Here is a 22790-nt window from a genome sequence, read left to right on the forward strand (position 1 = left end):
TAGAGGGGTTGTGCGAGGTATTAGGGCGTGAAGTGGATCCAGCTTGGTGCCTGGTGGATCTGTGTGCACAGCATTGGGGCCGCTGCGCGGCCCATCGCTGGCACGCCAGCTCCCACAAGGATTGCATTGTTCTTGAGAGCAACGCTGTACCTGTGGGAGCCGGCTTGCCGGCGATTGGGCTGCAAAGCAGCCCCTTGCAGAATCAGCCGTTACGCACAGCCGTGCGCGGATGCCGCTTGCTGCGCACAAACTGATAAGTCACCGCCAGCAGCACGAACCAGATCGGCGTCACCAGCAGCGCTGCGCGGGTATCGTCCTCAAGGCTCAGCAGCACCAGGATGAAGGCGAAGAACGCCAGGCACACGAAGCACATGAAGCGCCCGCCCGGCATCTTGTAGTTCGAGGCCTGGTGCAGCGCTGCGCGATGCTTGCGGTACTTCAGGTACGACAGCAGGATCAGCGTCCAGACGAACATGAACAGCACCGCCGACACCGTGGTCACCAGGGTGAACGCCTCGACCACGTTGGGCACCAGGTAGATCAGCACTGCGCCCAGCAACAGGCAGGTGCAGGAGAAGTACAGGCCGTTGGCCGGCACCGCGCGGCGCGACAGCTTCTCGAACGCTCGCGGTGCATCGCCTTCCTGGGCCAGGCCGTAGAGCATGCGGCTGGTGGAGAACACGCCGCTGTTGGCCGAGGAGGCGGCCGAGGTCAGCACCACGAAGTTGATGATGCTCGCCGCCGCCGGCAGGCCGGCCAGTACGAACAGCTCGACGAACGGGCTCTTGCCCGGCACCACGTCGCGCCATGGGGTCACGGCCATGATCGCGATCAGCGCCAGCACGTAGAAGACGATGATGCGGATCGGGATCGAGTTGATCGCCCGCGGCAGGGTGCGCTCGGGGTTTTTCGCTTCGGCGGCGGTGGTGCCGACCAGCTCGATGCCGACGAAGGCGAACACGGCAATCTGGAAGCCGGCGAAAAAGCCCATCAGGCCATTGGGGAACATGCCGCCGTCATTCCACAGGTTGGCCAGCTGCGCGGTGCGCCCGCTCGGCGATTCGAAGCCGCTGATGACCATGTACAGGCCGGTGGCGACCAGGCCGAGGATGGCGACGATCTTGATCAGGGCGAACCAGAACTCCAGCTCGCCGAACATCTTCACGGTCACCAGGTTCAACGACAGCAGCACCGCCACGCAGGTCAGCGCGGGTATCCATTGTGGCAGGTCGGGGAACCAGAACTGCGTGTAGGCGGCGATCGCCACCACGTCGGCGATGCCGGTGACCACCCAGCAGAACCAGTAGGTCCAGCCGGTGAAATAGCCGGCCCAAGGGCCGAGCAGGTCGGCGGAGAAGTCGATGAACGATTTGTAGTTGAGGTTCGACAGCAGCAGTTCGCCCATGGCGCGCATGACGAAGAACAGCATGAAGCCGATGATCATGTAGACGAAGATGATCGACGGCCCCGCCAGGCTGATGGTCTTGCCCGAACCCATGAACAGGCCGGTGCCGATGGCGCCGCCGATGGCGATCAGCTGGATGTGGCGGTTGGTCAGGTTGCGCTGCAGGTGCTGGTCTTCAGCAGGAGGGGTTGGGGTCATTGGCTGCATTCCATTGAGGGTCAGTCTTTTTCTGAAAGCCGAGTAGGCTAACACGAGCGTCCCAGATCGGGGCGCGACAGATCGACTCGACTTTTACGGCGCAGGGGGCTGCAAAGCAGCCCCAAGGCCCTCAAGCGCCAGCCAGCACCCGACGCCGACGCAAGACCCAACAATCCACCACCCACATCACCACCATCGACACCCCCACCAGCGGGAACATCACCCCAAGCACCAGCATCACCCCCACCGCGGTCTTCCAGCGCGGCAGGTCATGGCGCAGCGGCGGTACGCCCAGGCCACCTTCAGGCCGGCGCTTCCACCACATCACCAGCCCGCTCACCGAGCCCAGCAGAATCATCAGGCACACCAGCAGGATGACGACCTGGTTCAGCGCCCCGAACATCTTGCCTTCATGCAGCATCACACCCAGCTCGGTCGCCCGGGCCACCGGGCTGTAGTCTTGCCAGCGCACATCGGCCAGCACCTTGCCGGTGTATTGATCGATATGCATCGTGGCGTCGTTGCGTGGGTCGTCGGCGAACACCGCCACGGTGTAGACGCCCTCTGCCGTGGTCGGCAGGGTGATGCTGTAACCCGGCTCGACACGGCGTGCATTGGCCACGTCTTCCACCTGCTGCAAGCTCACCTGCGGCGCTGCCGGCATGTTCGACATGCCAGGGTGCCCGGCATGCTCGGCGTGCGCACCGGACTGCGGCATCGGCGTGTTCTCCATGGCCCACGGCACGGTCTGGCGGTGGGCGCTGTTGAGTTCACGGGCCTGCTGGTCGGACTTGGGCACGTCATTCCACATGGCCGCCGGGAAGCGGTTCCACAGGTCGGCATATTGCTTGCCCCACAGCCCGGTCCAGGTCATGCCGCTGAGCAGCATCAACAGCAGCAGCGCCGAACCCCAGAAGCCGGTCACGGCATGCAGGTCGCGCCAGAACACCCGGCCTTTGGCCCTCAGGCGCGGCCACAGCACGCCAGCGCTGCCGCGCCCACGTGGCCACCACAGGTACAGGCCGGACACCACCAGCACGATGCCCCAGCCGGCGGCCAGCTCCACCAGGCGGTCGCCGACCGTGCCGACCATCAGCTCGCCGTGCAGGGCGCGGGCGATGGCCTGCAGGTTCTGCTTGGCATCCTGCTCGCCGAGGATCTTGCCGCTGTAGGGGTCGACGAACACATTCAGCTCGCGGCCAGCGTCATGCACCACGAACTGCGCGCTGCGCTCGGCGTCGATCGCTGGCAGGTACTGGCCGACATGGCCCTTGGGGTAGGCCTGGCGCACTTCGCCCAGCATCAGGTCGGCGCCCTGGCGGTGATGGCCGGCTTCGACCACCATCAGGTCGCGGTACAGCAGCGGGTCGAGCTGCGGCTTGAACAGGTAGATGATCCCGGTGATCGCCAGCAGGATCATGAACGGGGCGACGAACAGCCCGGCATAGAAGTGCCAGCGCCAGGCCAGGTTGTAGAAGGACACGCGTGTTCCTCTCATGGGAACCTCCAGTTTTTACCCGCAAGGGGCGCGGCCCGGGGCCGCGCCTTTGGTTAGCGTCAGAAGCTCAGGTCGACCTTGGTCCAGAAGGTCCTGCCTGGCTCGTTCAAAGGTTGTGGGTCCATGGCCGGGTAACCGAAGCCGGCGTTGCCGGCCAGGTTCAGGTGTTCGGCGTAGGTCTTGTCGAACAGGTTGTCGACGCCGGCGCTGAGCTTGAGGTTGTTGTTCACCTTGTAGGCGCCGTTGAGCGAGAACACGCCGAAACCTGCGCTCTTCTCGTAGTCCTTGCCGACCACGTTGCCCTGGTTCTCGGCAATGCGGTTCTGCGCCGCCACCAGTCGCCAGAGCGCGCCGGCGCTCCAGGTGTCGCGGCTGTAGGTCAGGCCCAGGCGGCTTTCCAGCGGCGGCATCTGCGGCAGTGCCTTGCCGTCGCTGCTGTTCTTGCCCCAGGCGTAGGCCAGGGTGGCATCGGCCTTCCAGCTCTCGGTCAGCTTGTAGGCCGCGCCCAGTTCGCCGCCCATGATGCGCGCGTCGATGTTCTGCGCCTGGGTGCTGCTCATGCCCATCATGGCGCTGCGGTAGTCGAACAGGATGTAGTCGCGCACCTGCCCGACATAGCCCGAGGCCCAGGCGTCCAGGCGCTCGTCGCGGTACTGGATGCCGAAGTCGAGCTGGGTGGTCTTCTCCGGCTTGATGCTGTCGAAGGCATTGGTGGAGCCGGCAGGGCCCTGGTCGGGGGAGAACAGCTCCCAGTAGTCGGGGAAGCGCTGGGCATGGCCCAGGCCGATATAGGTGGTGGCAGGCACTGCCGCCAGGTCGTGCTCGTAGCGCACGAAGCCGCTGGGCAGGGTGTCGGCGCGGGTGTTGCCGTTGGTGGCGCTGTCATCGCGAAAATCCCGGGCCGAGGCGCGGTCCAGGCGGGCGCCGGTGATCAGGCGGTCTTGGCCGGTGGCGTACCAGGTGAGCTCGCCGAAGGCGCCGTAGTTGTGGAAGTCGGCGTCCTTTTCCCAGGGCTTGTCCTTGTAGGCGTCAACGCCCATGGCGCTGCGCCCGCGGTGCTCGTTGGTCTGCGCGTCGATGCCGCTGATCAGTTGCACATCGGCCCAGCGCCAGGTGGCCTTGATGCGTGCGCCCAGGGTGCGGCGGTCGACGGCGGCGGCCATTGGCCCCGCCATCATGCCCATGCCCGATGGGGTGCGCAGGGTGTAGTTGTCCATCACGTGGTCGGCGTAGTTGTAGTAGACCTGCGCCTCGATCTTGTCGAGCACTTCGCCGAGGTTGGACTTCTCGAAGCGCAGGCCCAGGCTTTCGCGCTTGAACTGCGCACCGTCCATGCCACGCCCGGCATAGCGCGCCTCGCCGTCGCCCTTGCCGGCGGTGAGTTCCAGCAAGGTGTCCTGGTCGGGGGTCCAGCCCAGGGTCACGTCGCCGTTCCACTTGTCCCAGCGCGAGGGCACGGTATCGCCGCTGCCGTCCTGGTAGTCATCGGAATGCGACTGGTTGCCGACGAAGCGCGCGTAGGCTTGGCTGTTGCCGGCGGCGACGTCGATCAGCTTGTCGAAGCGGCCGTTGGAACCGGCCAGGAGGCTGGCGTTGACGCGGCTGCCGAGGGCGCCGAACTTCTCCGGTTCACGTTCGAAGAGGATGGTCCCGGCCGAGCCACCTGGGCCCCAGATGACGCTTTGCGGGCCTTTGATCACGGTGAGGCGGTCGTAGGTTTCCGGCGAGATGTAGGACGTTGGCGCGTCCATGCGGTTAGGGCAGGCACCGAGCATCATCCCGCCGTTGGTGAGGATGTTCAGGCGCGAGCCGAACATGCCGCGCAACACCGGGTCGCCGTTGGTGCCACCGGCGCGGATCGCCGAGAAGCCGGGGATGGTCTTGAGGTAGTCGGCGCCGTCGCTGGCCGGCACTGGCTGGCGTGGGTCCTTCGGGTTGGTGACCACGGTCAGCGGCGAGCTGGGCGCGATGGCGGTGATCACTGTCGGGCTCAGCTCGGCCAGGTCATGTTCATGGCCTTCGTGGCCAGGGTCGGCGGCCAGGGCCATGGGCGCGAGCAGCGAGCCGCACAAGGCGGCGAGGGTGCCTTTGAATGCATAGGCAAAAGCAGGGGTACAACCGGACATAGGAATTCCGTCGATCAGTCATGAGGAGGCGCGAAGCCTCCTGGCTCCGTGCAGCAAATGTGGGTTTTTCAGACGTTGATCGAGGCGGGTGGCGCGCGGCTGCGCGCACCGGGGAACACGGCCTGCCGGGCGTGGCCCTGGTGTGTCGCGGTGGGGCCGAGGGTGGCCGGGGTGACGCTGGCCGCGCTGAGCGGGCTGAGGGTTTGCGGTAATGCCGGGCAGTTGAACAACAGGCTGCAGTAGCCGCACTTTTCCCACATCACATGCAGCTGGCCATCGTTGCCGTGGCCATGATGTGCGTCGCTGGCATGCTCATGGCCAGCGGCCATGGGCATCTCCATCGGCATGTTCATGCCGGCGTGGTGGCCCATTGGCATCGACTGGGAAACCAGCGGGCCGATGAAGATCATCCACATGGCGAACAGGCTCAGCCAGCCGCCCCCGACGCGCCTGCGGTCAGGGCGGGGGGTACGGCTGAGACGGTTGCGCGGCAGGCTCATGGTGCGAGCGCCTGTCAGCTAGCGGTCAGTGTGCGTGTTCATGACCTTGCGGCTGGTCGGCCGGCGGCTGCTTCTGCACGGCGACATCGACGGTGACGTTGCCGGCCTTCTCGAAGTGCAGGGTCAGCGGGAAGCGCTTGCCGTCGCTGAGCAGGCTGCGGTCCTTGGGCTGCATGAGCATCACGTGGTAGGCGCTGGGGGCGAAGACCAGGTCCTTGCCGGCGGGCACCACCACGCTCTGGACCTGCTGCATCTTCATGGCGCCGTTGCTGCTCATGACATGCTCGTGCAACTGCGCGTCGGCGGTGATGGGGCTGTCGACGCTCAGCAGGCGGTCATCGGCCTTGCCGTTGTTGTGCACGATGAAGTACGCCGCGACATTGGGCGCATTGGGTGGCAGTTCCAGCGACCAGGGGTGGGCGATGTGCAGGTCGCCAACGGTGTATTCGTGGGCATTGGCGAAGGCGCCGGGCAGCAGCAATGCGGCCACTACGAGAGCTTGCTTGAGCATGGGTGGATCTCCGTTCTGTTCAGGTTCAGGCAGACAGCGTGATGAACTCAGGCCAGTGGAGAGGCGCGGGGATTGAGCGCAGGCCATAACTGGCGCGGCGTGGGCTGATAGCGGGAGGGCGGCGGGGTGAACCCGGCCAGCAGCGTGGGCGGGTTGTGCAATTGCGGCGGGTAGCCTGGCAATGCCAGCAGCGGTGCGGCGCCAGAGCAGCACCAGCAGTGCTGCATGTTGGAATGGTCGTCGCTCTGCGAGCCGAGGTCGATCTTGGCCAGGGCCTGTACGTCGACCTTGGCCTTGCCGGCCACGCTGGAACAGAAAGCCCCCCACAGCAGCTGCTCGGCCGGGCCCTTGGGCGCGGCAGAAGACAGCGGCATGGCCAGCAGGTTGAACAGCACTGCGAGGCAGGCTATCCAGGCTATGTGCCGACGTGGGGGCATGGAGAGATCCGGTCAGGAATCGTGGTGGCTATTGTACGGCGGAGTATAGGTAAAAATGCCGGGGTGCGGTGAAGTGACGCAGGCTGGCCTGTGTGTGGGGCTGCTGCGCAGCCCTGATCGCCGGCACGCCGGCTCCCACAGGTGCTCCACAGGCTTTGAGTGCCATGTGGGAGCCGGCTTGCCGGCGATAGGGCCGATACAGCCATCAAGCCTTGTTACGCCCCATCAAGCCACGCACGGTCTCCTGCAGGTCCGCAGGCAGCACCACGACCTTGGCATTGCTGCTGCTGGCCAAGTTCTCCATGGCCCCCACATAGCGCTCGCCCAGCAGGTACATGGCCGGCACCGTCTCGTTGCCCACCGCTTCCTTGACCAGCGAGATCGCGCGCGCCGAGGCTTCGGCCAGGTTGATCTGCGCTTCGGCATCGAGCTTGGCCGACTGCAGGCGTGCCTCGGCTTCGAGGATTGCGGCCTGCTTGGCGCCTTCGGCACGGGTCACGTCGGCCTTGCGCTCACGCTCGGCGGCGGCCTGGCGCTCCATGGCCAGCTGCATGTTCTCGGACGGCTTGATGTCCTGGATTTCCACCGAGCGCACGGTCACGCCCCAGTCTTCGGTCTGCTCGGACATCGCCTCGCGCAGGCGCGCCTTGATCTGCTCGCGGCTCGACAGCGCTTCGTCCAGGTCCATGGCGCCGACGATGGCGCGCAGCGAGGTCATGGTCAGGCTGGTGACGGCGAACGAGAAGTTCTGCACGCCATAGGACGCTTTCTGCGGGTCGACCACCTTGGCGAAGCACAGGGCGTTGGCGACGATCACGGCGTTGTCGCGGGTGATGATTTCCTGCTCCTGCACATCGAGGATGATGTCCTTGGTCGGCAGGCGGTAGGCGACCACGTCCATGTACGGGATGACGATGTTGAGGCCCGGCTTGAGGGTGCTGTGGTAGCGGCCCAGGCGCTCGACGATCCACTCCTCGCCCTGGGGCACGATGCGCACCCCCTTGAACACGGTGACCAGGACGAACAGGGCTATGACGGCTACGACGATGAGGCTGGTCATTATGCAAACTTCCTTTTAATTGCGAGATCAGGCCCGAATGACCCGGGCGGTATTACCTTCGATGGCGACGAGCCGCACACGCTCGCCGGCGGGGATGTCGCTGTCGGCGATGCACACCCACTCCTCGTTGCCCAGCAGCGGCTTCTGGAAGCGCACCCGGCCCTTCTGGAATTGCGAAACGGCACTGGTCAGCAACCCGACCTCGCCGATCACGCTGTCGGCGGTCCAGCGCACGTCAGGCTGCTTGCGCTTGAACAGCTTGAACCAGAGCAACGTGGTGGCCGAGGAGAACAGCACCCACAGCAGCACCTGCATATCCAGCTGCAGGCTGGGGGCGGCCAGGGCGATGAGGGAAACCAGCACGGCACCGATGCCGAACCAGATGATGAAGAACGTGGGCAGGACCAGTTCGAGCAGAATCAGGCCGATGCCGAACACCAGCCAGATCCACCATTGCATTTCCATATGAGTGACGCCTTCCGGGGAGGGGGCTAGAGTCTAATGCCGTCCAGAAGCCAATGGCCACTCAGATCTGTCTGGGTAAATGGTGGGCAACGGTCACATAAGCTGTAGGAAATATGGGAGTGCTAGCTGCCTGAGCGTTCAGGGCTCGAGCCTGGCCAGCAGCAGATCAGCACGGGCGAACGTCAAGTCGACTTCGGGCAGCGTCGGGCGCTGCAGTATCAACACAGGCACGCCAAGCTCCCTCGCCACCTCGAGCTTCGGTTCGGTCGCCACGCTGCCGCTGTTCTTGCTGACCAGCACATCGATCCCCCTGCGGGCAAACAAGGCCCGCTCGTCATCGAGCTGAAACGGCCCCCGCGCGCCGATCACCTCGCAGCGTTCATTGCCGGGGCAGGCCTCCAGCGCCCGCAGGGTCCAGAACTGCTCCGGGGGTATCTCGTCGAGATGCTGCAACGGCTCTCGCCCCAAGGTGAACAACGGCCTGTGGAAGGGCTTGAGTGCTTCGATCAGCCCCGCCCAGTCCGCCACTTCACGCCAGTCATCACCGGGCTGGGCCTGCCAGGCCGGGCGGCGCAAGGCCCAGCAGGGGATACCGACGGCGCGGGCGGCGCTGGCAGCATTGCGGCTGATCTGCGCGGCGTAGGGGTGGGTGGCATCGATCAGCAAGGTGATGCCCGCCTCGCGCAGGTAGTGGGCCAGGCCCTCGGCGCCGCCGTAGCCGCCGACCCGCACCTGGCAGGTGAGGTCCTGCGGCACCCGGCCGATTCCGGCCAGGCTGTAGACATGTTCCGGCCCAAGCTGGCGGGCGATGGCCATAGCTTCGGTGACGCCACCGAGCAACAGGATGCGCCGGCTCATTGCACACCCGCCTTGCCGACGATGCCGCCCTGGCGGTCGATGGCGAACACTTCCACCTGCACCTGCGCCGGCACCACGCTGCGGGCGAAGGCCAGGGCGTGGGCGCACACCGCATCGCCCAGGGCGACTCCGGCCGCGTGCGCCAGGGCCAGGGCCTGCTGGCTGGTGTTGGCGGCGATGATCGCCGCCTGCAAGTGCGCATCGGCGCCCACATCCGCTGCCCAGCCGGCCAGCTGCGGCAGGTCGATGCTCGAATGGCGGCTGTGCAGGTCCATGTGCCCGGCGGCCAGCTTGCTGATCTTGCCGAAGCCGCCGCACAGGCTCAGGCGTGGCACCGGCACCTTGCGCAGGTGCTTGAGCACCGCGCCGACGAAGTCGCCCATCTCGATCAGGGCGATTTCCGGCAGGCCGTAGACCCGGCGCATGGTGTCTTCGCTGGCGTTGCCGGTGCAGGCGGCGATGTGGCGGTAGCCATTGGTGTGGGCCACGTCGATGCCCTGGTGGATCGAGGCGATGTACGCCGAGCACGAGAACGGCCGCACGATGCCGCTGGTGCCGAGGATCGACAGCCCGCCGAGAATGCCCAGGCGCGGGTTCATGGTCTTGAGGGCCAGCGCTTCGCCGTCTTGCACGTTTACCGTAACTTCGAAACCGCCCGGGTAGGCGCAGTCCTGGGCCAGCTGCTGCAGGTGCTCGCCGATCATCCGCCGGGGCACCGGGTTGATCGCAGGCTCACCCACGGCCAGCACCAGGCCTGGGCGCGTGACCGTGCCAACGCCAAGCCCGGCGACGAAACGCACGCCCGGCTCAGCCACCAGGCGCACCTGGCTGTAGAGCAGCGCGCCGTGGGTGACATCCGGGTCGTCCCCGGCATCCTTGAGTGTGCCGGCTTCGGCACGCTCGCCGTCGCGGCGGCAGAACTCCAGGCGCATCTGCACCACCTTGCCCTTGGGCAGGGTGATGCTCACGGCGTCATCCACCTGGCCGGTGAGCAGCAGGCGCGCCGCCGCCAGGCTGGTGGCGGTGGCGCAACTGCCGGTGGTCAGGCCACTGCGCAGCGGGGCCGGTTGTTCGCGGGTTTCTTCACGCATCGACGGGTTTCACCACCTCGAGCAAGGTGATCGGCAAGGCCTGGCGCCAGGTATCGAAGGCGCCCAGGGGCTGGGCCTGGGCAACATGGATGCGGGTCAGTTCGCCGCCGTGCCGTTCGCGAAAATGCGCCAGGGCCAGTTCGCTTTGCAAGGTCACGGCATTGGCCACCAGGCGCCCGCCCGGGCGCAGTCGCTCCCAGCACAGCGCCAGTACGCCTTCGCGGGTGACGCCGCCGCCGATGAAGGTCGCATCCGGGCGCTCCAGCGCGCTCAGCGCATCCGGCGCCTTGCCCCGCACCAGTTGCAGCCCGGGCACGCCCAGGGCGTCGCGATTGTGTTCGATGAAACCCTGGCGGCCTTCATCGGCCTCGATCGCCACTGCCCGGCAGGCGGGATGGGCGCGCATCCATTCGATGCCGATCGAGCCGCAGCCGGCGCCCACGTCCCACAGCAGTTCGCCCGGCTGTGGCGCCAGGCGGGCGAGGGTGATTGCGCGCACATCGCGCTTGGTCAGCTGGCCGTCGTGGCGGAACGCGGAGTCTGGCAAGCCGGCCAGGCGCGACAGGCGCGGTGCATCCGCCGTGGCCTGGCATTCGATGGCGACCAGATTGAGCGCGGCCGCCGCCGGATAGGGCCAATCGTCGGCACTGCCCGAAAGCTCGCGCTCGGCCGGCCCACCCAGGTGTTCGAATACCTGCAGGCGGCTCGGCCCGAAGCCGCGCTCGCGCAGCAACGCCGCGATGGCCGCGGGGCTATCGCCATCATTGCTCAGCACCAGCAGGCGCATGCCGCTGTACAGGTGGGCATTGAGCGCAGCCAGCGGGCGCGCCACCACCGACACCACCTGCACCTCCTGCAGTGGCCAGCCAAGGCGCGCGGCGGCCAGGGCACAGGAGGAGGGCATCGACAGCACCTGCATTTCTTCGGCCGCGACCTGCCGCGCAAGGCTGGCGCCCACGCCGTAGAACATCGGGTCGCCGCTGGCCAGCACGCACACCGGCTCGCCGCGCAGTGCCAGCACCGGGGCCAGGGAAAACGGGCTTGGCCAGTCCTGCCGCGCGCCACTGATGCAGCGCGGCAGCAAGGCCAGCTGGCGAGGGCTGCCGATGATCCGCGAAGCGCCCAGCAGGGCGCGCCGGGCCTGCTTGCCCAGGCCGCTGAAACCGTCTTCGCCAATGCCTATTACTGTCAGCCAGGGTGCCATTCGATCCAATCCGCCCATCATCCGCGACCACCGGCTTTTCATGCCGCCGGACAAAGCAGGCATAATACCGCGCCTTCTACACTCAAGCGCATTTTCAGCGATTGCCGGACGCCCCTTTGAAGCAGGTCCATACCCCTACCGTTTCGCCCCGTCCCTCGGCCTGCCCGGGGTTGTGGCGCATCGTCAGTGCCCGTGACGGCGGCATCTGCCGCATCAAGCTGCCCGGCGGCCTGCTGCTGGCCGAGCAGGCCGAGGCGGTGGCGGGGGCGGCCGAGCGCTATGCCTCGGGGGTGATCGAGGCGACCAACCGCGGCAACCTGCAGATTCGCGGCATCGGCAACGACCACGCAGGGTTGCTCGACAGCCTGCTGGCAGCCGGGCTCGGCCCACGGGATGCGGCCAGCGATGATGTGCGCAACCTGATGCTCAGCCCCTTGGCCGGGCATGACCCGGCGATGCTGCTGGATGTGCGGCCGCTGGCCGGGCAGATTCTCGACCTGCTGCAAGGTACGCCACGCTTTCACCAGCTGTCGGCCAAGTTTGCCGTGCAGCTGGACGGCGGCGAAGGCCTGGCCATGCTCGAACACCCCCACGACCTGTGGCTCTGCGCCCTGCGCCTCGAACAGCAGACCTGGCTGGCATTCGGCCTTGCCGGCAGCCCGGCCAGCAGTCGCGCGCTCGGCGCCGTACCGCTGGCGCAGGGCCTGGCGCTGGTGCGGGCGGTGCTCGAACGCTTCCTCGACCTGGCGACCCCCGAGCAGGCGCGCATGCGCCAGCTGCTGCAGGCGTGCCCGGCCGAACAGTTCGTCGATGGCCTTGGCCTGCAGGTGCGCCGCGATGCGGCCGTGCTCGGCTGGCGCCGTGAGGCGGCTCAAAGCCCATGGCTCGGCGCCATCGACCAGCAGCAGGGCCTGGCCCTGGGCGTGGCGCCACCGCTGGGCAGGTTCACTCCCGCCATGCTGCGAGGCATCGCCCAGGTCGCTCGCGAGCAAGGCGACGCCAGCGTGCGCCTGAGCCCTTGGCAGAGCCTGGTGCTGACCAACATCGACCCCGCCGGCCTGGCGCAGGCCCAGCGCACGCTGTCGGCCCTGGGCCTGCTGTGTCACGCCCACGAACCCCTGGCGCGCATCGTCGCCTGCACCGGTGCCAGCGGCTGCGCCAAGGCGCTCGGGCAGACCAAGGCCGACGCGCTGGCGTTGTCGGCGCTGCTGCCCGCAGGTGCCCCGGCCAGCGTGCACCTGTCGGGCTGCGCCCGCTCCTGTGCCATGGCCCATGTCGCCCCGGCCACCCTGCTGGCCCGTGCCCCGGGCCGCTACGACCTCTATTTGCGTGACGCGCGCCAACCGGGCTTCGGTGCCCTGCGCGCCACCGACCTCACCTTGAATGAAGCAGGCGCCATGCTCGCCCTGCCGACGGAGCACCTTGATGATTGACTACATCCGCGATGGTCAGGAGATCTATCGCAATTCCTTCCGGATCATCCGCGAGGAAGCCCGGCTCGAGCGGATTCCCGCCGACCTGGAAAAGCTGGCCGTGCGGGTGATCCACGCCTGCGGCATGGTCGAGGCGATCGACGGCCTGCAGTTCTCCGAAGGTGCCGGCCGTGCCGGGCGTGAAGCCCTGGCCAACGGCGCGCCGATCCTCTGCGATGCGCACATGGTGGCCGAAGGCATCACCCGTGCGCGCCTGCCGGCCAACAACCAGGTCATCTGCACCCTGCGCGACCCCAGCGTCCCGGGCCTTGCCAAAGACGCTGGCAACACCCGCTCGGCGGTGGCGCTGGAGCTGTGGCGGCCGCACCTGGAAGGCAGCGTGGTGGTGATCGGCAACGCGCCGACCGCGCTGTTCTACCTGCTGGAAATGCTCGACGCCGGCGCACCCAAGCCTGCGTTGATCCTCGGCTTCCCGGTCGGCTTCGTCGGCGCGGCAGAGTCCAAGGCGATGCTCGCCGCCGACAGCCGCGGCGTGCCGTTCGTGATCATGCAGGGCCGCCTGGGCGGCAGCGCGATGGCTGCCGCCGCAGTCAACGCCCTGGCCACGGAGGTGGAATGATGGCGCCGCGCGGACGTCTGCTGGGCCTGGGCGTAGGCCCGGGCGACCCTGAACTGATCACCGTCAAAGCCCTGCGCCTGTTGCGCGAGGCCCCGGTGGTCGCCTACTTCGTGGCCAAGGGCAAGCGTGGCAATGCCTTCGGCATCATCGAGGCGCACCTGCAAGGCGAACAGGCCCTGTTGCCGCTGGTGTACCCGGTGACCACCGAGGCGCTGCCGGCGCCGCTGTCCTACGAGCAGGTGATCAGCGACTTCTACGATGAAGCCAGCGTGCAGGTGGCCGAACACCTGGAGGCCGGGCGCGACGTGGCGGTGATCTGCGAGGGCGACCCGTTCTTCTACGGCTCCTACATGTACCTGCATGACCGCCTGGCGCAGCGCTTCGAGGCCGAAGTGATCCCGGGCGTCTGCTCGATGCTCGGCGGCGCTTCGGTGCTGGGCGCACCGCTGGTGTATCGCAACCAGAGCTTGTCGGTGCTGTCGGGCGTGCTGCCTGCCGAGGAGCTCAAGCGGCGCCTGGCCGACGCCGATGCGGCGGTGATCATGAAGCTTGGGCGCAATTTCCCCAAGGTACGTGAGGTGCTGGTGGAACTGGGCCTGGACGGGCGTGCGCTGTACGTCGAGCGCGCCACCATGGCCAACCAGAAGATCGTGCCGCTGGACGAGGTCGACCCGCAATCCTCGCCTTACTTCTCGCTGATCATCGTGCCGGGTGAAAAATGGCAGGGATGAGCATGCACAGCGCCCCGGCAATCCTCGTCCTCGGCCCGGGCAGCCTGGCCACGGCGCAACGGATCCAGCAGCGTTATCCGGCGGCGACGATTCACGGCCTCAGTGGCCGGGTCGAAGGCGCCGATGCGTACTACCAGGCGTTCGGCGACACGCTGCGCGCGCTGTACCTGCAGGGCACGCCGATCGTCGCCTTGTGCGCGGCAGGCATCGTCATCCGCAGCCTTGCCAGCCTGCTTGGCGAGAAGGGCGAGGAGCCGCCGGTGCTGGCAGTGGCCGAGGACGGCAGCGCCGTGGTGCCGCTGCTTGGCGGGCTGAGTGGCGTCAACGTCATGGCCCGCGAGCTGGGCGACGCGCTGGGCGTGGCGGCAGCCATCACCACCAGTGGCGAGCTGCGCTTTGGCACCTGCCTGCTGAACCCGCCCGAAGGCTATGCCTTGGCGGATATCGAGCAGGGCAAGCGTTTCGTCTCCGACCTGCTGGCAGGCGAAGCGGTGCGTGTCGAAGGCGACGCGCCCTGGTTGCAGCAGGCACAGTTGCCGGCCAGCGACAGTGCCCAGCGCACCATTCATGTGGGCTGCGATGCACGCCCGGCCAGCCGTGACGAGTTGCTGATCCACCGCCGCTCGCTGGTGGTGGCGCTTGCCGAAGCCGGGCCAGATTTGCTGGCGCGGATTCGCGACGCTCTGCGTGAGGCAGGCCTGGCGGAGCAGGCACTGGCTTGCCTGCTGGCCGTCGATACCTTAATGGCCGAGCCCGCGCTGCATGAAGCGGCCGCGGCGCTTGGCGTGGGCCTGCGCTTTGCGCCGCATTCCGCCAGCCTGGCCAACCTGCTGGCCGACGAAGTACCTGGCGCCACGCTGGTGGAGCAGGCAGACATGGTCATCGCCATCGCCCCGGCGCCTGTCGATGTGGCCCAGGTCGGTCGCCGCCGTGGCCGCCTGGCAGTGATCGGCCTTGGCCCGGGCGCCGCCGAACTGATGGTGCCTGCGGTGAAGGCCGAGCTGGCGCGCGCCGAAGACGTGCTGGGCTATGAAACCTATGTGCGCATGGCTGACCCGTTCCGCGACGACCAGGTGCTGCACTGCACCGACAACCGTGAAGAAATGCAGCGCGCCAGGCATGCGTTCGAGCTCGCCGCCCAAGGCCGTTCGGTGGTGGTGGTGTCGTCGGGCGACCCAGGCGTGTTCGCCATGGCTGCCGCAGTGCTCGAAGCGCTGCACGAATCCGACGACCCGGCCTGGCACCGTGTCGACCTGCAAATGCTGCCGGGGGTTTCAGCGTCGCTGGCCACCGCTGCCCAGGCCGGCGCGCCGCTGGGGCATGACTTCTGCGTGATGTCGCTGTCGGATAACCTCAAGCCCTGGTCAATCATCGAAAAACGCCTGGACCTGGCGGCCCAGGCCGACCTGGTACTGGCCTTCTACAACCCGATTTCCAAATCCAGGCCGCACCAGCTTGGGCGGGCGCTGGAGGTTGTGCGTCGGCACCGTGAGGGGAGTACACCGGTAGTGCTTGGCCGTGACATCGGCAGGCCTGGGCAGACGCTCAAGGTGGTGTCGCTGGCCGAGCTGGTGCCGGAGATGGTCGACATGCGCACCATGGTGCTGCTGGGCTCCTCCACCACCTGCCAGTTCCCCAAGGCCGATGGCACCCAGTGGGTGTACACGCCGCGCTGGTACCCCAGCGCAGGCTGAGCACCAAGGGAAACGGGTCATGCCTGCTCCCCCGTCGTTTGCAGCATAGGGTGAAGGCCCCTCGACGATCCCCGTCGGGGCCTTCAAGGTACTCTGCACATGACCGATCAAACCCCCGTCAGTGGCGATAGCATCGCCGTCGTCGAACAATCCCTCCTGGCGCTGAGCGCTGGCATTTCCGCGCAAAACCGCCGCGATGCCAAAACCACTTTTCAATTCGCCTCTCGCGTGGCTTCCAAGCAGCATGATCGCGATGGCGAATCCGAGGCCTGGTTCAACAAGTTCCTGGAAGTGATGCGCACCTGCGGCTGGGTGGTGGGCAAACGCTCGTACGAGCGTGACTACGACCAAAGCCGCTCGCTGACCCTGGGGCCGGTGGCCTTCAAGGTCGCCAGTGCTGCCGGCCAGGCCTTGCTCGGCGGCCCGCTGGGCGAGGCCATCACCCAGTTGATCGGCAAGGGCCTGGAGGCGCTGGGCGGTATCACCGAAGCGCAGGAAATCTACAAGCAGAACATCAAGGGCCACCCGGTCTCGACCACGGGCCTGGCGGCTTGCATCGAAACCCCCGAGGGTGAACTGTTCATGCTGGTGAACGCCTTCAGTGCTTCGCCGAGCGAAAACGACCTGGATACCGTGGTGTTCGAGTGGAAGAGCTCGAGCACGGAGCGGTACAGCGGTTCGGTCGTGCTGAGCTTCAACGAGGTGGTGTACACCGACGAGGTGCGGGCGTCGATCGAAGGCAAGCTCATCGAAAAGGCGGTGCAGGCCGTCAGCGAATTCGAGATCTGATCTGCAGCGGGGCCTCATGGCCCCGTTTTCTTTTTCTGCGCTTGAAACTCGAGGTATTTCGATGAGTAAGGAAAGCTATTCCCTGTGGCTCGCTGGCGGCACGGCCTTGCTGGTCGCGCAAGCAGCGCTGCCACAAAGGCAGTACGCGCTGGACTCTCTGCTGTACGCCCAGCTGCGCTCAGACAAACTCAATGGCTCACGTTTTGCCAACTATGCGCCTTGGTACAGCGGCTACCGCACGGCACTGGAGGAGCGTGGCTGGGTTCTCACCCGCAGTCACAGCGATTACCAGGAGAGTGCCGTCGCCTTGCCGCTGAATTTGCTCAGGGACAGGTTGCAGGCACGCCACCCCGGCCTATCCGGCTATCTGCAAGCGGCCGTTACCCAGCTGACCCAGAATCCGGCGCAGCAGTGCCTGAGTTCATTCACCGTTGCCAGAAGCGGCGTCGTCCATGAGTTGGGCGTTCTGTTACCGGGCCCATCGATCGATCTCTGCGGGCTGGCCCACGACGGTTTGGCCAAAGGGATCGACCTGCGCGAAAGCGTTGTGATACTGAGCGACTACGTGTCTGAATCTGATCACCGCAAGCTGCACGCCGTGCTCGAGTCCAGCGAGCATGGCAAACACATCAGGCAGCTGGGCCTGCTCGAACAGGAGGCTAGCCATGGACCGACATGAAGCCGCCGTGGTGGGTGGCAGCCTGGTGTCCTTGCTCCCTGGCACCAACGCGCGTCAGCGCGAGGCGGTGAAGCTGGCGTCGTTGTGGGCCGAGGATGCGACCATGAGTGACGTGCCGCACGAATCGGCCGAAGCGCAGTACCGCTATTACCTGAGAAAGCTGATGCACCTGGGCACGGACGCGAAGTCGGCAGAACAGGTCCACTGGCCTGATCCACAGCGTGCGATAAAGGTCGAGCAGGTGCTGGCCAGGATCGGTGCCGTCGCCGGGCAAGCGCACGCCAGCCACATGTCACTGACGTTCGAAGCGCTGAAAAGAAACGGCCAGCCATTGCTGCATTTCGAGTCGCAAAGCCATCAGCGCGCGCAATTTCAGCTGTTGTCATGCGCGCCTTCGAGCAGCAACTACGTTGACATCGTCCTGTATCACGAAGCGGGGGAGGGATCGGCTTTCACGGCGGGCTTTCTGTTCCGCGAGCGGCGCAACATGCGGGTCAACGCCGAGCTGGTGCGCTTCAATACCCTGCAGTTCGACCTGCTTTGGCGCAGCAAGGTCGAACGAGGGCTGCACGTGATGTCGCTCAAGGACATCCATGAGATGCAGGTCTAGGGCAGCAGGTAGCCCTTGATCCCGGTAAAGATGATCTGCGCCGCCAGCGCGCAGACGAACAAGCCCATCAGCCGGCTGACGATCTGCAGGCCCTGGTCGCCGAGAATGCGCTCGATGCCATGCGAGAGGTACAGCACCAGGCCCACGGTGAAGCTGGCCAGGGCAATGCTGATGATTGCCAGCAGCTTGTCGTCCCAATGCGGTTGCCCCACGCCCATCACCAGCAGTGCACCGATGGTGCCGGGGCCTACCGTGAGCGGGATGGTCAGCGGCACGATGGTCACATCCTGCTGCACGTTGTCGGCCTGAACGGCCGGCTTGCCCTGGGCCATGCTCAGGGCCGAGATGAACAGCACGCTGCCGGCGCCGATGCGAAAGGCGTCGGCGGTGATGCCGAAGATACCGAAGATCACCCGGCCGAACAGATACAACAGCACGCTGGCAACCAGCGCCGCAAAGGCCACCTTCCAGGCCAGCTGCTTGCGCTCCTTGCTGGAGTGGCCGCGGGTCAGGCTGATGAAGCACGACAGCACGAAGAACGGGCTGTAGAGCACGAGCATCTTGAGGTAGACACTGAACAACTCATGGAGCATGAGCGCGATTCCTGGCAGGGCCGTCGAGGGCAGGGCTTACCCGTGACGCGGGGGATGCAGCCACTATAGTTCAGGAGGTATGCAGCGGATCGTCAGCCTTGGCTTCGCGCTGCCTGGCCCAGTACTGGATCAGCTCGCGCAGCTGCGAAAGCTCCACCGGCTTGGCCATGTGCCCATCCATGCCGGCCAGGCGCGCGCGCTCCTTGTGCTCGGCCAGGATGTGCGCGGTCAGGGCCACGACCGGCGTGCGCCGGCGCTGGTTGGCCAGCTCCCAGTCGCGCAGCTGCTGGGTCGCGGAGAAACCATCGAGAATCGGCATTTCGCAGTCCATCAACACCAGGTCATAGCGCTGGGCCTTCATCGCCTGCAGGGCTTCTTCGCCGTTGCTGGCGGTGTCAGGCTCCAGGTTCAGCTTGCCCAGCATGCCGCGGATCACCTTGGTCGAGATGCTGTTGTCTTCGGCCACCAGCACGCGGAAGTCCCCCGGAAGCTCCGGCGCCGATGGCGTGTTCGCCACGCTGCTCGGCACCGCCTGCTCGCGGCCGCGCTGGGCCAGTTCTTCGGCCAGGGTGGTCTTCAGGGTGTAGCCGGCCACCGGCTTGGCGAGGATGCGCTTGACCCCGGCGTTGCGGGCGATGACCTTGCTCGGCGCGTTGCTGATGCCGGTGAGCATCACCACCAGGATGTCGTGGTTCAGGCTCGGGTCTTCCTTGATCTTGGCCGCCAGCTGCATGCCGGTCATGCCAGGCATGTTCTGGTCGAGCAGCACCGCGTCGAAGTAGTCGCGCAGGTGCGCCTTGGTTCGCAGCAGGGCCAGCGCTTCCTTGCCGGACGGCACCGCGCTGACATTCATGCCCCAGGCGCTGCACTGTTGCACCAGCACCTTGCGGCAGGTGTCGTTGTCGTCCACCACCAGCACCCGGGCGTCGCGCAGCGGGCCGTCGAGGTCGGCCGGCGGCTGCTCCAGGCGCGAGGGGTCGAGCGGCAGGGTCAGCCACAGGGTGTTGCCCATGCTGGTGCTGCTCTTGATGCCGAACTCGCCCTGCATCAGGCCGATGAGCTGCTTGGCGATCACCAGGCCCAGGTGGCCACCGAGCTTGTTGCTGGAAAGGAAGTGGTGGCTGTGCAGTTCGGCCTGCAGCAAGGCTTCGCGCTCGGCGGCCGGCAGCGGCTCGCCGCTGTCCTGCACGGCGATGCGCAGGCGTGGCACTTCGCCGCGCTGGTCCAGCGCCACCACCAGCAGGATCTCGCCCTGGTCGGTGTTCTTCAGGGCGTTTTCCAGCAGGCTCGACAGGGCCTGGCGCAGGCGCGTCGGGTCGCCGCTGATCACCCGCGGTACCTGCGGCTGGGTGAAGCTGATCAGCTCGATGTTCTGCTGCTCGGCCTTGGCCCGGAAGATGTTCAGGCAATCCTCGATCAGGGCGTTGAGGTCGAACTGCACGTCGTCCAGTTCGATCTGCCGCGATTCGAGCTTGGAAATGTCGAGAATCTCGTTGATCAGCGTGAGCAGTTCGTTGCCGGCGCTGTGGATGGTCTGCACGTAGTCGCGCTGCTTGACCGACAGCGGCGTGCCCAGCAGCAGCTCGGTCATGCCCAGCACGCCGTTCATCGGGGTGCGGATTTCGTGGCTGATCTTGGCCAGGAACTCGGCCTTGGCATTGATTTCGGCATCGCTGGCGGCCAGCGCTCGGCTGGCGCTGAAACGCTCTTCGCTCATGCGCCGCAGGCGCTCGCTGACGGCCAGGTTGAGCAGCAGCCCGCACACCACCGTCAGGCCCATGAGGATGCACAGCAGCCATGGCGTGGAGGTGCGGGTGAGGCCCAGCAGGGCCGGCAGCAGTACCAGGCCACCGAGGTTGAACACCAGCATGGCCAGGCTGAACAGCCGTGCCGGCGTGTAGCCCTTGTACCAGTGGTAGCTGCTGACCAGCAGCATGGTCAGGCTGCCCAGGGCCAGCAGGGCATAGGTCATCAGGTTGAGCGGCAGGGTGTCGACGAACAGCAGGATCAGCCCGCTGACCGCGGTGACCAGCATTTCGCCCTGCAGCAGGCGGTCGAGCCGCGGCGAGCGGCAGGGGGCGAAGAAGTGCTGGGTGAAATACAACCCCGCCAGGCCCGCCAGCACGAGTGTGAGGTAGGCGGCAGGGGTTTGTGCGCTGTGCCACAGGTGCCACCAGGGGCCGCTGAGGTTGAGCAGGATCAGGCCGCTGAGCAGCATCAGGCCGTGGTACAGGGCAAGAATCAGGGTGGTGCTGGAGCGGGTGTAGAGGAAGCGGATCAGGTTGTGCAGGATCAGCATCAGCAAACCGCCGAAGAGCATGCCGAACAGCAACGGCAGGCTATGGTCGGAGGCGGCCACGGCCGCAGGCTCGAGGCTGATGGCCGGGCGCAGCTGGTGCTCGGAGACCAGGCGCAGGTAGATATCCAGCGGGTGCGTGCTGTTGGGCAGTGGCAGTACATGGTCGCTGCCGCGCAGGGTCGGGCTGGCGTTGCCGGCCTGGCGGCCATGGCGCAGCTGGCGCAGCAACTTGTCGCCATCGAGGGCGTACAGGTCCAGGTGGGAAAGGTCGGGGGCGAATACCCGCAGCAGCTGCTCCTGGTCACCCGGTTCCAGGCGGTAATGCAGCCACAGTGCCTGTTCGGCAGGGGCGGCATCGAGTTCGCCGAGGGTGGTGGGGCTGAACTGGCTGCGATAGCGATCGGAACGCACATCGCTCAATTGCAGGTTGGCCTGTTCGTCGAGCAGAACGGACCAGCCACCGCCTTGCTCGGCCGAAGCCGGGAGCAGGCAGAGCAAGGTCAGCAAGCTGACGATCAGAGCTGTGGCAATCCGAAGCCGACGCACTACGAGATCCCTTCCTAGCCGATGTGCCGGGTATTAACTATGCGCGGCGCGCCAAGTCGAAGGCAAGGCCCCAGTGGGGCCTCGTCGACGAGCCGAATGCCGCATGCGCTAGGCGCAGCGGCCATTCGGTAAAACTTACTGCTGGTGTTCACCGCGCTCGCGGGCGATGGCCCGGTAGCCGATGTCGGTGCGGTAGAAGCTACCGCTCCAGGACACTTCCTTGGCCAGGCGGTAGGCCTGCTGCTGGGCGTCGGCTACGCTGGCGCCCATGGCGGTGGCGCAGAGCACGCGGCCGCCGTTGCTGACCACTTGGCCATCCTTGAGCGAAGTGCCGGCGTGGAACACCTTGCCTTCGATCTTGGCGGCTGCATCCAGGCCGTTGATCACCTCGCCCTTGGCGTAGTCGCCCGGGTAGCCACCGGCGGCCAGCACCACGCCCAGGCTCGGGCGCGGGTCCCACTGGGCCTCGACCTTGTCCAGGGCCTTGGCGAAGGCGGCTTCGATCAGCAGCACCAGGCTCGATTCCAGGCGCAGCATGACCGGCTGGGTTTCAGGGTCGCCGAAGCGGCAGTTGAACTCGATGACCTTGGGGTTGCCCGCCTTGTCGATCATCAGGCCGGCATACAGGAAGCCGGTGTACACGTTGCCTTCCTCGGCCATGCCGCGCACGGTCGGCCAGATCACCTGGTCCATCACGCGCTGGTGCACGTCGGCGGTGACCACCGGCGCCGGGGAGTAGGCACCCATGCCGCCGGTGTTGGGGCCGGTGTCCTGGTCGCCGACGCGCTTGTGGTCCTGGCTGGTGGCCATGGGCAGCACGTTGTGGCCGTCGACCATGACGATGAAGCTGGCTTCCTCGCCGTCGAGGAACTCTTCGATCACCACCCGCGAACCTGCGTCACCGAAGGCGTTGCCGGCGAGCATGTCACGCACGGCGTCTTCGGCTTCCTGCAGGGTCATGGCGACGATCACGCCCTTGCCTGCGGCCAGGCCGTCAGCCTTGATCACGATCGGCGCGCCCTTTTCCTTCAGGTAGGCCAGGGCTGGCTCGATCTCGGTGAAGTTCTGGTAGTCGGCGGTCGGGATCTTGTGGCGTGCCAGGAAGTCCTTGGTAAAGGCCTTGGAACCTTCCAGCTGGGCCGCGCCCTTGGTCGGGCCGAAGCAGTCCAGGCCGCGGCTGCGGAACAGGTCGACGACGCCGATGACCAGTGGCGCTTCTGGGCCGACGATGGTCAGGTCGACGTTCTTCTCGGCGAAATCGGCCAGTTGCTCGAGGGCGGTGACGTCGATGGCGACGTTCTCGCACTTGGCTTCGATGGCGGTGCCGGCGTTGCCCGGGGCAACGAAGACTTTCTCGACGCGTGGGTCCTGGGCGACTTTCCAGGCCAGGGCGTGCTCACGGCCGCCGCTGCCGATGATCAAAACTTTCATGTCAAAACCTCGA

General features: G+C 66.5%; 21 protein-coding genes. 7 read left to right on the forward strand and 14 right to left on the reverse strand.

Annotated elements, in window-relative coordinates:
- Nucleotides 1-202: 202 nt before the first annotated feature.
- The 11 genes from cycA to cbiE form a co-directional block, all read right to left on the reverse strand.
- Nucleotides 203-1603 carry a D-serine/D-alanine/glycine transporter gene (cycA, locus tag B3E94_RS06200; protein ID WP_371871946.1) on the reverse strand — a complete coding sequence of 467 codons (1401 nt, stop codon included), beginning with the start codon at nt 1601-1603 and terminating at the stop codon, nt 203-205.
- A gap of 130 nt (nt 1604-1733) precedes the next feature.
- The gene (locus B3E94_RS06205) at nt 1734-3101 is read right to left on the reverse strand and encodes a PepSY-associated TM helix domain-containing protein (RefSeq protein ID WP_286912740.1); all 1368 of its coding nucleotides are present in this window, start codon (nt 3099-3101) and stop codon (nt 1734-1736) included.
- A gap of 59 nt (nt 3102-3160) precedes the next feature.
- Entirely contained in the window at nt 3161-5227 is a 2067-nt protein-coding gene (locus tag B3E94_RS06210; protein WP_286912742.1) for a TonB-dependent copper receptor, read from the reverse strand.
- Between the two features lie 68 nt (nt 5228-5295).
- The gene (locus tag B3E94_RS06215; protein ID WP_286912743.1) at nt 5296-5727 is read right to left on the reverse strand and encodes a DUF2946 domain-containing protein; all 432 of its coding nucleotides are present in this window, start codon (nt 5725-5727) and stop codon (nt 5296-5298) included.
- Between the two features lie 25 nt (nt 5728-5752).
- The gene (locus tag B3E94_RS06220) at nt 5753-6238 is read right to left on the reverse strand and encodes a copper chaperone PCu(A)C (RefSeq protein WP_286912744.1); all 486 of its coding nucleotides are present in this window, start codon (nt 6236-6238) and stop codon (nt 5753-5755) included.
- Nucleotides 6239-6285: 47 nt separating this feature from the next.
- The gene (locus tag B3E94_RS06225; RefSeq protein WP_176513303.1) at nt 6286-6675 is read right to left on the reverse strand and encodes a DUF2946 domain-containing protein; all 390 of its coding nucleotides are present in this window, start codon (nt 6673-6675) and stop codon (nt 6286-6288) included.
- A 205-nt stretch (nt 6676-6880) separates the two neighbouring features.
- Nucleotides 6881-7735: an SPFH domain-containing protein gene (locus B3E94_RS06230; protein WP_176513305.1), complete on the reverse strand. Its 855-nt coding sequence runs from the start codon at nt 7733-7735 to the stop codon at nt 6881-6883.
- 27 nt (nt 7736-7762) lie between these two features.
- The gene (locus B3E94_RS06235; protein ID WP_176513307.1) at nt 7763-8200 is read right to left on the reverse strand and encodes an NfeD family protein; all 438 of its coding nucleotides are present in this window, start codon (nt 8198-8200) and stop codon (nt 7763-7765) included.
- A 138-nt stretch (nt 8201-8338) separates the two neighbouring features.
- Complete coding sequence (locus B3E94_RS06240) at nt 8339-9058, reverse strand: cobalt-precorrin-6A reductase (protein ID WP_286912745.1); 720 nt, start codon at nt 9056-9058, stop codon at nt 8339-8341.
- Entirely contained in the window at nt 9055-10149 is a 1095-nt protein-coding gene (locus tag B3E94_RS06245) for a cobalt-precorrin-5B (C(1))-methyltransferase (protein WP_176513310.1), read from the reverse strand. Before B3E94_RS06245 ends, B3E94_RS06240 begins: the two co-directional genes overlap by 4 nt.
- On the reverse strand, nt 10142-11353 hold the full coding sequence (gene cbiE, locus B3E94_RS06250; protein WP_286912746.1) for a precorrin-6y C5,15-methyltransferase (decarboxylating) subunit CbiE: 1212 nt from the start codon (nt 11351-11353) through the stop codon (nt 10142-10144). Before cbiE ends, B3E94_RS06245 begins: the two co-directional genes overlap by 8 nt.
- Before the next feature lie 101 nt (nt 11354-11454).
- Between cbiE and cobG the strand changes: the two genes are divergently transcribed.
- From cobG to B3E94_RS06285, 7 genes are all read left to right on the forward strand, one after another.
- Nucleotides 11455-12786: a precorrin-3B synthase gene (cobG, locus tag B3E94_RS06255; RefSeq protein ID WP_286912748.1), complete on the forward strand. Its 1332-nt coding sequence runs from the start codon at nt 11455-11457 to the stop codon at nt 12784-12786.
- Complete coding sequence (locus B3E94_RS06260; protein WP_236236670.1) at nt 12779-13405, forward strand: precorrin-8X methylmutase; 627 nt, start codon at nt 12779-12781, stop codon at nt 13403-13405. Before cobG ends, B3E94_RS06260 begins: the two co-directional genes overlap by 8 nt.
- On the forward strand, nt 13402-14136 hold the full coding sequence (locus B3E94_RS06265; protein ID WP_286912749.1) for a precorrin-2 C(20)-methyltransferase: 735 nt from the start codon (nt 13402-13404) through the stop codon (nt 14134-14136). The genes B3E94_RS06260 and B3E94_RS06265 overlap by 4 nt, the downstream gene beginning before the upstream one ends.
- Nucleotides 14137-14138: 2 nt before the next feature.
- Nucleotides 14139-15830, forward strand: a complete 1692-nt coding sequence (cobJ, locus tag B3E94_RS06270; RefSeq protein ID WP_286912755.1) for a precorrin-3B C(17)-methyltransferase — start codon at nt 14139-14141, stop codon at nt 15828-15830.
- 99 nt (nt 15831-15929) lie between these two features.
- Nucleotides 15930-16619: a hypothetical protein gene (locus B3E94_RS06275; protein ID WP_286912750.1), complete on the forward strand. Its 690-nt coding sequence runs from the start codon at nt 15930-15932 to the stop codon at nt 16617-16619.
- Between the two features lie 61 nt (nt 16620-16680).
- A complete protein-coding gene (locus B3E94_RS06280; protein WP_286912751.1) occupies nt 16681-17298 on the forward strand; it encodes a hypothetical protein in 618 nt (205 codons plus the stop codon).
- On the forward strand, nt 17285-17908 hold the full coding sequence (locus B3E94_RS06285; RefSeq protein WP_286912752.1) for a hypothetical protein: 624 nt from the start codon (nt 17285-17287) through the stop codon (nt 17906-17908). The genes B3E94_RS06280 and B3E94_RS06285 overlap by 14 nt, the downstream gene beginning before the upstream one ends.
- On the opposite strand, the gene B3E94_RS06290 is transcribed toward B3E94_RS06285, so the two are convergent.
- The 3 genes from B3E94_RS06290 to purD form a co-directional block, all read right to left on the reverse strand.
- Nucleotides 17905-18501 (reverse strand): MarC family protein, encoded by a 597-nt coding sequence (locus tag B3E94_RS06290; RefSeq protein ID WP_176513328.1) that lies wholly within the window; start codon nt 18499-18501, stop codon nt 17905-17907. The two genes, B3E94_RS06285 and B3E94_RS06290, sit on opposite strands and share 4 nt — an antisense overlap.
- A 70-nt stretch (nt 18502-18571) precedes the next feature.
- Nucleotides 18572-21346 carry a hybrid sensor histidine kinase/response regulator gene (locus tag B3E94_RS06295; RefSeq protein ID WP_236236665.1) on the reverse strand — a complete coding sequence of 925 codons (2775 nt, stop codon included), beginning with the start codon at nt 21344-21346 and terminating at the stop codon, nt 18572-18574.
- A gap of 135 nt (nt 21347-21481) precedes the next feature.
- Entirely contained in the window at nt 21482-22777 is a 1296-nt protein-coding gene (purD, locus tag B3E94_RS06300; protein ID WP_286912754.1) for a phosphoribosylamine--glycine ligase, read from the reverse strand.
- Nucleotides 22778-22790: the final 13 nt, after the last annotated feature.

Source organism: Pseudomonas sp. UBA6315 (assembly GCF_002438125.1).
GTDB classification, from domain to species: domain Bacteria; phylum Pseudomonadota; class Gammaproteobacteria; order Pseudomonadales; family Pseudomonadaceae; genus Aquipseudomonas; species Aquipseudomonas faucium.

Excerpts from the sequence above, each read along its gene's own strand:
- cobJ (WP_286912755.1), top strand. The coding sequence starts at position 14,139 with ATGCACAGCGCCCCGGCAATCCTCGTCCTCGGCCCGGGCAGCCTGGCC.
- B3E94_RS06290 (WP_176513328.1), bottom strand. The coding sequence starts at position 18,501 with ATGCTCCATGAGTTGTTCAGTGTCTACCTCAAGATGCTCGTGCTCTAC.
- B3E94_RS06275 (WP_286912750.1), top strand. The coding sequence starts at position 15,930 with ATGACCGATCAAACCCCCGTCAGTGGCGATAGCATCGCCGTCGTCGAA.
- B3E94_RS06265 (WP_286912749.1), top strand. The coding sequence starts at position 13,402 with ATGATGGCGCCGCGCGGACGTCTGCTGGGCCTGGGCGTAGGCCCGGGC.
- B3E94_RS06205 (WP_286912740.1), bottom strand. The coding sequence starts at position 3,101 with ATGAGAGGAACACGCGTGTCCTTCTACAACCTGGCCTGGCGCTGGCAC.
- B3E94_RS06220 (WP_286912744.1), bottom strand. The coding sequence starts at position 6,238 with ATGCTCAAGCAAGCTCTCGTAGTGGCCGCATTGCTGCTGCCCGGCGCC.
- B3E94_RS06245 (WP_176513310.1), bottom strand. The coding sequence starts at position 10,149 with ATGCGTGAAGAAACCCGCGAACAACCGGCCCCGCTGCGCAGTGGCCTG.
- B3E94_RS06235 (WP_176513307.1), bottom strand. The coding sequence starts at position 8,200 with ATGGAAATGCAATGGTGGATCTGGCTGGTGTTCGGCATCGGCCTGATT.
- B3E94_RS06210 (WP_286912742.1), bottom strand. The coding sequence starts at position 5,227 with ATGTCCGGTTGTACCCCTGCTTTTGCCTATGCATTCAAAGGCACCCTC.
- B3E94_RS06280 (WP_286912751.1), top strand. The coding sequence starts at position 16,681 with ATGAGTAAGGAAAGCTATTCCCTGTGGCTCGCTGGCGGCACGGCCTTG.
- B3E94_RS06285 (WP_286912752.1), top strand. The coding sequence starts at position 17,285 with ATGGACCGACATGAAGCCGCCGTGGTGGGTGGCAGCCTGGTGTCCTTG.
- purD (WP_286912754.1), bottom strand. The coding sequence starts at position 22,777 with ATGAAAGTTTTGATCATCGGCAGCGGCGGCCGTGAGCACGCCCTGGCC.
- cbiE (WP_286912746.1), bottom strand. The coding sequence starts at position 11,353 with ATGGCACCCTGGCTGACAGTAATAGGCATTGGCGAAGACGGTTTCAGC.
- B3E94_RS06230 (WP_176513305.1), bottom strand. The coding sequence starts at position 7,735 with ATGACCAGCCTCATCGTCGTAGCCGTCATAGCCCTGTTCGTCCTGGTC.
- cycA (WP_371871946.1), bottom strand. The coding sequence starts at position 1,603 with ATGACCCCAACCCCTCCTGCTGAAGACCAGCACCTGCAGCGCAACCTG.
- B3E94_RS06225 (WP_176513303.1), bottom strand. The coding sequence starts at position 6,675 with ATGCCCCCACGTCGGCACATAGCCTGGATAGCCTGCCTCGCAGTGCTG.
- B3E94_RS06260 (WP_236236670.1), top strand. The coding sequence starts at position 12,779 with ATGATTGACTACATCCGCGATGGTCAGGAGATCTATCGCAATTCCTTC.
- B3E94_RS06240 (WP_286912745.1), bottom strand. The coding sequence starts at position 9,058 with ATGAGCCGGCGCATCCTGTTGCTCGGTGGCGTCACCGAAGCTATGGCC.
- B3E94_RS06215 (WP_286912743.1), bottom strand. The coding sequence starts at position 5,727 with ATGAGCCTGCCGCGCAACCGTCTCAGCCGTACCCCCCGCCCTGACCGC.